The sequence below is a fragment of the Paenibacillus nitricinens genome (genome assembly GCF_052056485.1).
Taxonomy (GTDB): Bacteria; Bacillota; Bacilli; order Paenibacillales; family Paenibacillaceae; genus Paenibacillus_AQ; species Paenibacillus_AQ nitricinens.
In genome coordinates this window covers 4993807-5005177 of the sequence record NZ_CP183948.1, presented here as the reverse complement: position 1 = coordinate 5005177, position 11371 = coordinate 4993807, and the positions used below count along the sequence as shown (strand labels likewise).

The following is an 11371-nucleotide window of genomic DNA, read 5'->3' as shown; positions in this document are numbered from 1 at the left end:
ACTAGCAATGAGGCTCTATGGTGAAGGAGGTAGCGGTTCATGAAGAAGCCCGCTGTCACTATTATAATTGCGATCTTTTTTCTATCCATAATCTATATGTTGTACAGCGAATACTTCCGCCCGGACGTATCCGGTCCGCAAGGTTTACAGAATGCTATTGCAGTAAATGAGCTGACGTCAGATGCACCGGCACCCTTCGTCACCTTAAAGGTGATTATGCCTGGCGATTTGTCGGCACGTATGGGTGATTTCGTTGAAAATGAATTGAATGAGAGGCTTAAAAAAGATTTAAATATGAAGCTTGAGTTGACTTATATTCCATGGTCTAATTATCAGCAAAAACTGGAGCTGGCCTTATCTACTGGAGAAAAATATGATCTGTTCTGGTATGGCGCACCCTTCGTCACTGTCTATAAAGGTTATATTCAACCTTTAGATGAGCTTCTGGATCGATATGGACAGGATCTTATTGAACATATTCCCGAAGAAAACTTCAAGCAGAACGTGATCGATGGCAAGCTTTGGGCGATACCGTCTCAGGCATTTACCTCTGCGGGGAAATTCTCTTCAGTCATGGTCCGCCAGGATTTACTGGAGAAGGTCGGCATGTCAGAAATTAAGACAATCGCTGATTTAGAACTGTTTTATGAAAGAATGCAGCTGATAGATCCAAGCTATTATGGCTATCTGGAAACAGACCGAGGACATGAAATGTTGTGGCGTGAATTGACAGATCGAAACTACTCTTCATTGGATGAGCGGCTGTTATTTATGGTTGATGAGGATTCTGGAGAAATTTTGAGTTATGTAGAGTCTGATTTATACAAAAAAGTAGTTCATTTACGAGAATCATGGGTGAAGATGGGGATCATCGATAAGAATTTGGTGGGTAATCCGGCAGCGAAGATCGATCAGGAGAATGCTGGTAAGCTTCTTTTCCGGGTAGGTGCAGTCTCGAGGGCGATGGAGAACCTGCAAACGGTACGGAATGCCGATCCAAATGCGAGGCTCCGCGAGTATTATCTTGCTAAGGAGAAACCAAAGTTTATCACTACCCCAAGTAACGAAGCCTTTATGATTACGGCCGCAGCGGAAAATCCTGAACGCGCAATGATGTTTATGAATTGGATTCTGCAAACCCAAGAGAATTATAATTTTATTATTTATGGAGTAGAGGGTAAGGATTATGAATTGGAAAAAGGTAAAATTAAGCAATTAACCAATGACCAGCTGATGTACGAATGGATGTGGCGAAATAAGGACTATTTTATCGCACCTGCCAGTGTAGAGGACGATATTATTCATGACCTGCTCAAAAATGACGAGAACTCCCGCATTTCCAAACTATTCGGATTTCATTTCAATGAGGCGTCTGTCAAGAATGAGATAGCGCAGGTAATGGCTGTCTATAAGGAAAAATTCGAGCCAATCAATTTTGGATTAGCCAATTATGAAGAATATTATCAAGATGCAATTACAGATCTTAAGAAGGCAGGTTTTGACATTGTCTTTACCGAATTAAAGAAGCAGTTCTCGGAATTTGAGCGTGGGCATCCAGATGCTGAACCCGGATTTGAGAGGACGATTGATCATGAGTAGATTCAGCATATTCACAAAACTAATTGCCACTTTGTTGATTTTACTTATCCCGATCCTGCTCCTGTTTGCAGTGTCGAATCGAACAAGCAAGGATGTACTGACGGAGGAGATTATTAAGGTAAAGCAATATCAGATTGAAACGTTCGCTAATCAGTTGGATCAGTTGTTTTTCCGGCTGGATACCTATAAGAAAATGCTGTATGAAAGTACAGATGTACGAAATTTGGCCTATCCTGATTTGCTTGATGATGTTCTGGATAAATACAGAACCAACCGAACTGTCTCTGAAGAGATAAACCGTCTTGCCGGTTATGGAGACTGGAAAGCAGTGATCGCAGTCCTCTATCCTCGTACCGGAATTGTCATCAAAAGTAACTCCAGCTTGAATGCACTCCCAAAAGTACTTCCTGCGCAGGATACATTTTGGCAATACTATTCCGATTCTAATGAGGATTATTTCCTAGGGATATTGTCTTATCCCGAAAAATCAGCGGAGTCAGGCGAGGCGCATATGAGAGTCGTGCTTAAATTTGGTGTAGCAGAATTGCGGAGAGCTCTATCTGAATTTAAAACGAATGGTTCGGGAGATCCGTTTCTGTACCATCCAGGAATGGATCCTATTTATAATTATTCCGTAAATGTTAATCAAATTGATGAATTTCTTCCCCGGCTTGGAGAGATCGACCACTCGTTGGAAAGTGGATACATGCTGCTAAAATCCGATAAGACGAGGTTTCAGGTTCATTATCAAAAACTGGAATCATTAGGGTGGTATCTTGTTGATTATGTACCTATCAGTGATATTATGGCACCTATCAGCCGGAACCAGACTATGTTTTATGTGATAAGCGGTATGCTTCTGTTTATGGGGGCATATCTTGCCTTTGTGATGTACCGGAATATTCAAATTCCATTCCGAAAACTGTTCAAGAACATGAACTTGATCGAGAAGGGCATCTATTCCGTAAGAATGTCGGACAAACCTGAAGGGGAATATCGGTTGTTGTATGAAAAATTCAACTCCATGGCGTCAAAAATAGAGGAGCTGATCGAGGATGTGTACAAAGAGCAACTCCGGTCAAAGGATGCGACGCTTAAGCAGCTGCAATCGCAGATCAATCCGCACTTTCTATACAATACCCTTGCTTATATCAAAAGTATGATTGAGTTAAATGAAGACAAGGCAGCGGTTTCGATGACTATGAATTTGAGCAAGTACTATCGTTACACGACTAAAACGGGGAATAAGATGGTACGGCTGAAAGAAGAGCTGGATTTGATTCATTTTTATCTGGAAATACATTGTATGTTAAGAGATGATTTTGAATTTCATATTGAGGTTGAGCCGCAGATGGAAGACTTGGAAGTTCCGCGGTTAATTGTTCAGCCGCTTGTCGAAAATGTAATCCTTCATTCGTTCAATAATCATTCCGACTATGGAATGATTCATATCCGCGTGTGGAGAGAGGAAGGCATGAATCATGTATCCGTTGAGGATACGGGCACAGGAATTGATTATTTAGTGATCGAATCTATCAGAATGAAGATTCAGTCCACTAACGAAGAAATAGAATCCGGACTCAAAAATGTCCATCAACGCCTGCGTTTGATGTATGGCGGTGACTCAGGCGTGCTGCTCAGTCAATCGAAGCTAGGTGGACTTTGCGTAGAATTATGTTGGAGCAGTAGGGAAGGTGAGTCTTAACCTAAGGAGGGGGAAGGGATGTACCAAATATTAATCGTAGACGATCATACCCATTTGGTTGACAGCCTGGCGATAGGACTTCCGTGGGAGCAAATGGGGATCACCAATGTCTATAAGGCATATTCCGGCGAGGAGGCCCTGGAGCTGCTGAATTACCATTCCGTTGATATTGTGGTCACGGATATTCATATGAACGGAATGACAGGGCTCGAATTGATCGCCCGAATAAATCAGAAATGGAAAAATACGAAGGCCGTTATTATAACCGGCTATGATGAATTTCAATATGCGAAGGAAGCTATCCAACAGCAAGTAGCTGAATATCTGCTCAAACCAGTCTCGAACGAGGAACTGGAGCAAACTCTTCGCAATATTATCGTTAAAATTACAGAAGAAGGAAATGAATTGTTAAATCAGCAAAAATTTGTTTACCGTTTCCGGGAGAGTTTGCCCAAATTAAGAGAAATGTTATTGTTTGATTTGATCTCCGGTAAAAATTATCCCTTATCTGTTTTGAAGGACAAGATTCAACTATACGGACTTCCCTTTTCTGTTGAGAGAGAGACCATTCTCTTATGTATGAGGGTGGAGGAGGATTACTCAAATACGGATCTTTATAGCCTCTCATTGATTGAATATGCTATGTATAACATCGTAGAAGAAGTTTTTTCGGAGAAATTTAATATCATGCACTGTAAAGATTCACATGATTATTTGATTTTTCTGGTTCAAACCAATATAGAGCAACCAGACAAAGCGGACTCTGCGATCATAGAAGACTTGGCCAGACTCTCCCAACATCAGATCAAATTGTATTTAAAATCGAAGGTTTCCCTGGTCATAAGCGATTGGGGAGGTTTCCCAAAAGATATTCTATCCATGTACCATTCTGCTTTATCGATATATACCGATTATATTGGCTATCAAACGGAAAGCTTTTTTCATGTGACGCAAAAGAAAGAAATGTTTGAAATCCAGCCGCTGGCAGAGCTTTATCGCCCCCAGACTTTAATGGAATTAATCGATATCGAGCAATGGACGGCATTTGAGAGTAAGCTGAAACTGATATTCAGTGAACTTGAAGGGGCGGGAAGTGGAGCCCGTGAATACGGGATTGAAATATACGTTACCCTGCTGCAAGCATACGCTTATTATTTGCATAAGAAAGGTAAACGAATCTTTGAGGTGTTTGGAAGAGATATCGAAAAGATGCTGAAAATGGATGCCAGTTGGAGTGATGAACCGTTAAAAGAATGGGCCTTCAGCAGCTATGTCCAAATCAAAGCCTACAGTGACAGACGTTCGGACAATATACGCTCTGATCTGATGGAGCGAATCCGCCGGTTCATCCAAGGAAATATAAAAGATATAACTCTTCAAGCGGTAGCCGATAATGTTAATCTTCATCCCGTATACGTATCTAACCTGTTTAAACAGGAAACCGGAGAGAACTTTTCGAACTATGTGCTCCGCTTGCGAATGGAGAAGGCGGTTCAATTGTTGAAGTACAAGGATTTGAGAATCAGTCAAATTGCGCATGAAATCGGCTATCAGAAACCGCAGTATTTTATTAAGTTGTTTAAATCCCAATACGGGAAGACGCCGCAAGAGTATAAGAACAGTTTATAAAGAGGATTTATAGCGAGATAATCCTGCATGATTCTGAGGACTTTGAATTTTAGCTAATCTATCATGTTCATTTACAAACAAAGGAGCGACCATCCGGTTATTGGATGATCGCTCCTTTGTATAATCCACTTATAAAAATTCAATCAATGACCCATTCCGTGATTGTTAACGGTGTAAATGGTGGAACCCGAATCGACAGCAGAAGCACTTGCAGAGGCAATCATTAAGCTGGAACTAATCAAGACTACGACTGTCAGGAAGAACATTTTCATTTTCATTAGTAAACTCCCTCTCTATTATAGTTTTCATTATGTTGTGATGCACTTGAAGCTGTGATTGATTAGCCTTGTCTCTAAGGATCTCAAATAATGCCGCTGCTTTCTTAAAGCCTGTGTCATCTTTCAGCGTAATACTTAATAGTAAGGTTTCCAGAATTGTGTTTATCGCCTTACACATATTCTTCTGTTTGTAATGGTACATCGCCAGCAAGAATTTGTAATCCACAAAATATCTAATGCTCTCTTGAGTTCCTCGTGCTCCTATGTCATTAGCGTTTATTTCGAATTCTCTCAGAATCCAATCTACGGAATAGTTATATTTTATGGAGGATTCCAAGATGGTAATTAGTCCCGGTAGTAATTCTTCCTCAGCACTGTTTCTAATAAATTCAACATACTCCTCTAGGATTCCAGTCTCGCCTTCCAGAAGATCTAGCACGTAGGCATTGGCTTTTGCGATATTACGGTAATAGTTGACTTCATTATGTCCTTCTTCATCTAACCCTTTGATCCAGTCTAATTTAGAATATTCTAAGATACACATTCTAGCTTCAGAATACTTACCGAGCTTTTGCAGTGCGATTCCTTTTGAACATAAGCTAAATCCAAAATAATAAGGAACACTCCGCTTCAGGTTTTGTTCTCTCATTGTGTCACTGCTTGTCTCATATATAATTGCAATCTGTGTGATCAGCTTGTCCGCAACTTCAATCATAGCATCCCAATTTTCCAATGAAAAAGATGCCTTAAGCATACACGTTAAGGAATCGGCATTTAATCCATCCAAATCCAACTTCAATGCGATCTTCCTTTCTTCAGCATATCATTCATCGGTTATTACTGTGACGTTTGTATCTTTAAATTATTCTTTATTTTACCAATATAGTAAGTGATTTTCATCACTGGAACAAGGAAACAAGAGTTTGTTTTAGGATTGTCCAAATATAACCAGGGTACAGTTACAGTGTTTTTACTAAGTTCCTTCGAATCGCAGGAATTATGTCTGTTATGCTGTTTATTTGCCCCTCTATTTTGGGGTTATTTGTACGTAAAATTCCGAAATGTACCTATCTTGGAAATCCATATTCAATTATGATCTTCCCGAAAGAAAGCGCTATCAAAGTAATTTTGACCACATTTCATGAGGGGGGTAAGGATGATTTGAAGCGAATGGGAAAAAGATTGGGTATGAGTCTGCTAGTATTCATTATTGCAGCAGCACAGTTCGGATTTACAGGAATGAAAGGTAACGTGGCGCAAGCGGCGGAGAAGAGTATGGCTCAGAAGCCGTATATGGGCTGGAGCAGTTACAGTATGCAGGTGTATGATGGGGCAGGAAACTGGACATCGGCGGAGAGCGTTAAGAAGCAATCGGACGCGATGCATGAGAAGCTGCAGGCCCATGGATATGAATACATTAATATTGATGCAGGCTGGAATGGCGATATGGATGAATACGGTAGGCCTATTCCTAGTGAAGTCCTTTATCCGAACGGATTTCAGGAGGTCATTGACTATGTTCATCATAATGGGCAAAAGATTGGGATCTATCTGATCCCGGGGGTATCTATCGATGCATATAACCGAAATCTTGAGGTGTATGGGACAGGCGGCGAATGTCGTATTCAGGATATTACAGCCAAGCCGCTTACCATTATGGATTATTGGAATTCCTACACCTATAAAATTGATTTCACGAATCCCTGTGCCCAGAAGTATGTGGATTCCATTGCAGACATGCTTGGCGAGTGGGGAATCGATTTCGTCAAATTCGACAGCGTAACCCCTGGGTCGGGGATTGACAACTTGAGCCGGGATGCACGCGGTGACGTAGAAGCTTGGTCCAAAGCCTTGGATAGAAATAACATCTGGTTTGAGCTGTCCTGGGCACTCGACCACAATTACGTAGAGTTCTGGAAAAAATATGCTAACGGTTGGCGAATTGACTGGGATGTTGAATCTTATGACGGCAGTGGGTTGACAGCATGGCCGAGTATTTCCCGATTATTCCCCAAAGCAGCACTTTGGTGGCGGGATGCAGGCCCTGGCGGTTGGAATGACTTCGATTCCCTGAATGTTGGTAACGGCTCCATGGATGGTCTGACCAAGGATGAGCGGAAGACTGCGATGACGTTTTGGTCCATTTCTTCCGTACCGCTCTATACAGGGAATGACATGACACGGCTGGATAGTTATGGACTAGAGCTGCTTACCAATGATGAGGTAATTGCCGTCAATCAGGCCGGACGTCCTGGACATCCAGTGTCGATGGATACCCAACAGCAGGTCTGGTACGCCAATAATGGAGATGGGACTTACAGCGTTGCTTTGTTCAATCTGGGTAGTCGGGGTGCGGAGGTTAAAGTCAAATGGAGTGATCTTGGCCTTGAGGGTCCGGCTTCAGTGCGCGACCTATGGAGCCATTCCGAGCTGGGAACCTTTGAGAAGGAATTCAGCGGTGGCATCCTTGAACCCCATGCCTCTCGTATGCTTAAAGTAACCGCATTAAGCGGCACATCAGCTGTCAATAACGATGATTCAGGGATGCGCTACAGCGGCGATTGGAAGCGAAATGGAGGCAAGGAGCTGCTTGAAGGGAAGCAGGATCTAAGCATTACGATAAAGGATTCCTCGGCTACTGCTACCAGTGCTCCTCAAGAGGATGCTCTCAACTCTGTGGCTGACCCTGCTACGGATTCAGCTTCAGCTTCGGCTTCGGCAAGCTATACCACCGTTACGGATGTGGTTTACATTAATGATAATGACAACGGCATTAAATACAACGGCACATGGCAGGTAAGCTCTGCCCGAGAACATGGAGATTATAATGGCGATGTGCATTATACCGAGAAAGATGGTGATTCTTTCGAGTACACCTTTACGGGAACGGGCATTGAGCTGCTGACGGAAAGGCATGAATCGCAAGGAGAAATGGTTGTTACATTGGATGATGAGACAGCACAGACTGTAAATGCGTATACAAGTGGACCGAGAGAGGTACAACAATCTCTTTATAGTGTATCAGGGCTTTCTAACGGTCCTCACACGCTTAAGGTGAGCAAGGGATCGGGAAATTATATGCTGCTCGACGCGCTGAAAGTGACAACAGAAAGTCCGGCTGGGGGTCAGAACAGTTCTATCACTCCGACTTCCGCTGGGTTTGATAAAGCAACGGAACAACAGAAGGATGTCACCGTCACGCTTAATCTGCAGGGTAATACGCTGAGTGCTATTGAAAATAATGGAGTGGCACTGCGCGAAGAAGATTATACGGTGACTAATGATAAATTGACCATCAAGAAGGAATATCTTGCGCAGCAACCTGCTGGCCTGGCAAGTCTAAACATCATCTTTAACACCGGTGATCCACAGACACTAGCGGTACACATTAGCGATTCCACAGGCATCCGTTATGTGATGGTTAATAACGACGATCCGGGAATCAAATATAACGGTACTTGGTCCCGCAGTAGTGGAAGAGGAATGGGCGACTACAATGACGATGTGCAGTATGCGGAGCAGAACGGTGATTCTTTCGAATACACCTTCAGAGGAACAGGGATTCAACTGTTCACTGAGGTAGACGAATCGCAAGGGGATATGGATATCTATATAGACGATCAATTCAAGGGAACGGTAAGCGCTTATCGAAACGGGCGATTGTCACAGCAGATTTTGTACAGTATCTCTGGGCTTACAGATGGCCAGCACACACTTAAGGCTGTGAAAAAATCGGGCAGATTCATGCTGCTTGACATGCTCAAGGTAGAGATTCCGAATATGATCAATCCGATCGCAGCGAGCTTTGATAAATCATCTTCTGCTCAGCAGGACATTGAGATTACACTTCTACAACAGCCGGAAAGCTTCATTGGCATTACGAACGGATCAAATCATCTGGTTCCAGGGACCGATTATACGGTAGCTGGTGAGCATGTTACATTGAACAAATCTTATCTCGCATCACAGCCAGTCGGAAAGTTGACCCTCAGCTTTATTATTGGTGGCGATTATCTTAATGATGTGCATTCAACGACAGTAGATGGCGATTCCTTTGAATATACCTTCAAGGGCACTGGAATCCGTCTGATTACACCTACGGGTCCAGATCAAGGTGAAGTAGATATTTATGTGGACGGCCAAAGGATTCAGACCGTGAATACTTATAGTCAGAGCCGACTGACACAACAGGAGATTTATAGTATTTCTGGATTGGTAAGCGGCTTACACACACTTAAAGCTGTGAAGAAATCAGGTAATCTCATGCTGACAGATCAATTGAAATTCACAGTCCCAACCAGTGATGGCGGAACAACGAACCCTACAGAACCTCCAACACCGACAGCAACACCCACACCGACTGATGCAGGGGGGCCGTCTATACCCGCTCAGCCTTCATCCGCACCTACCCTGACGCCAACGCCAACTCCGGCATCTGGAACTGATGGGAAGGAGGATGCCGAGACAATGCGACATTCGGCGTATATCAACGGATATCCGGGCGGCTTCTTTAAACCCGATGCTCCCATTACCCGTGCTGAGATGGCAACCATCCTAGCGAAGGTTGCTGAGAAAGAGGCCACTGGATCAGGCGTAATATTCAGTGATGTATCCTCCAGCTATTGGGGGGCAGATGCCATTACCAAAGTAGCTAAGATGGGACTAATGAACGGTTACATCGATGGTACTTTTAAACCTAATCAACCATTGACGCGTGCAGAAATGGCTAGTTTAACAGCCATGCTGAGCCCGGATTCTGCAACATCGGGCCGTGGCTTCTCTGACATTACCGGCCACTGGGCACAGGCGGCGATAAAGAAAGCCCAAGATATAGGCATAATGAAGGGCTACAGTGACGGAACTTTCCGCCCGAATTCCAAGCTTACTCGTGCGGAAGCCGTTACAGCTATCAACAGAGTTTTGGGCAGAGGCCCACTTATGGGTGTCACACAGCCAGGGTGGAACGATGTTCCAGTCTCCCACTGGGCATTCGGTGATATTGAGGAGGCTTCGACCGACCATATCTCGAAGCCTAGTACGCAAGGCGGAGAACAGTGGACAGAATAAGTTGAGCGATGAATGAACGGAGGGGCCTTCTTTGGCCCCTTTTTTCTGAATGATATGAGATGAGAAAAAGAAGGGGAGAAGAGCATGAATCTTCTAATTACCGGAGCAAGTGGATTTATCGGAACGGCTCTAGTCAAGCATTTGGCGGATAAACATACAGTGATTTGTCTGTCACGCCAAGCTCCGGAAGGGGCTTTTGCCTATGTTCAGGGTTCTTTTGATTCAGCGGAGGATTTGAGCAGGCTGGACTCGTATGATATTCAGGCGGTGATTCATCTTGCTGCTGTTACTGGCGGCTCTACTGAGGAGGACAGCCTTGCTGTTAATGTATTGGGAACAAGGAGATTGTACCGTTATCTGCTGGACCGCGGTTGCCAAAAGTTCATCACAGCGAGCTCCATTGCCGTGGTGGGTGGACTCACTGAGGATTTTATACCGCTTGAGCTGCCTATCCCAGATGATCATCCCTGCTTGGCGGCGGATGCCTATGGGCTAAGCAAGGCTATGGTCGAGGAGTTGACCCGGTATTTTCATCGCAATCATAAAGATACCGACTTTATCAATCTTCGCTTTGGAGCTGTAGCCTCCCAGGGCTGGATTTCTCCTGTCTTGGAAACTGGATCCAAGCCGACGCTCCCGTTCATCACACTGGGGCATGTCCACGCAGAGGATGTAGTGAAGGGTATTACTGCGGCACTGGAATCTCCACTCAAGCCGGGGGTAAGAACTCTTAATCTGGTTGGGCCGGATGCTAGCAGCAACTTGCCAGTGGCTGAGCTCCTTACCCCGTTGGTGGGGAATGATTATAATTTGGATTATTATCATTTTTCGGGTCAAGAATATATGCCTTTATATGCCATGGATCGTTTCAAAGAGGAATTCGGTTTTGTGCCTTCACATTCTACCCGCCATACGAGGGGTAAAGCGTAGAAGGGTTTACATGCTGGAAAGATAAAAAAATTCGGATGGTGAATAAAAAGCAGTGATAACGGCGTATATCGCTGCTTTTTAGGTTTAACATCTGCAAAATTGGTTTTGCACACTTGACTATTAAGTAAAATGTTTTAATCTATGGTAATGATAGCGCTATCGA

Annotated in this window: 6 protein-coding genes; 5 read left to right on the top strand and 1 reads right to left on the bottom strand. The window is 43.7% G+C overall.

Translation table 11 applies throughout. The features are described 5' to 3' along the window. The first annotated feature begins 39 nt into the window (after nucleotides 1-39). Genes ACN6KS_RS22245 through ACN6KS_RS22235 form a run of 3 tightly spaced genes read left to right on the top strand, consistent with a single transcriptional unit; the run spans nucleotide 40 to nucleotide 4933 of the window. Complete coding sequence (locus tag ACN6KS_RS22245) at nucleotides 40-1599, top strand: ABC transporter substrate-binding protein (protein ID WP_440960497.1); 1560 nt, start codon at nucleotides 40-42, stop codon at nucleotides 1597-1599. Then, nucleotides 1592-3304, top strand: coding sequence for a sensor histidine kinase (locus tag ACN6KS_RS22240; protein ID WP_179281557.1), 1713 nt, complete (start codon nucleotides 1592-1594; stop codon nucleotides 3302-3304). Before ACN6KS_RS22245 ends, ACN6KS_RS22240 begins: the two co-directional genes overlap by 8 nt. Nucleotides 3305-3322: 18 nt before the next feature. Further along, entirely contained in the window at nucleotides 3323-4933 is a 1611-nt protein-coding gene (locus tag ACN6KS_RS22235; protein WP_440960496.1) for a response regulator transcription factor, read from the top strand. A 234-nt stretch (nucleotides 4934-5167) separates the two neighbouring features. On the opposite strand, the gene ACN6KS_RS22230 is transcribed toward ACN6KS_RS22235, so the two are convergent. Beyond that, nucleotides 5168-6010, bottom strand: a complete 843-nt coding sequence (locus tag ACN6KS_RS22230) for a hypothetical protein (protein ID WP_094869497.1) — start codon at nucleotides 6008-6010, stop codon at nucleotides 5168-5170. A 371-nt stretch (nucleotides 6011-6381) separates the two neighbouring features. On the opposite strand from ACN6KS_RS22230, the gene ACN6KS_RS22225 reads away from it, so the two are divergent. After that, nucleotides 6382-10278 (top strand): X2-like carbohydrate binding domain-containing protein, encoded by a 3897-nt coding sequence (locus tag ACN6KS_RS22225; protein WP_440960495.1) that lies wholly within the window; start codon nucleotides 6382-6384, stop codon nucleotides 10276-10278. A gap of 84 nt (nucleotides 10279-10362) precedes the next feature. Next, nucleotides 10363-11208, top strand: a complete 846-nt coding sequence (locus tag ACN6KS_RS22220) for an NAD-dependent epimerase/dehydratase family protein (protein WP_094877390.1) — start codon at nucleotides 10363-10365, stop codon at nucleotides 11206-11208. Nucleotides 11209-11371: the final 163 nt, after the last annotated feature.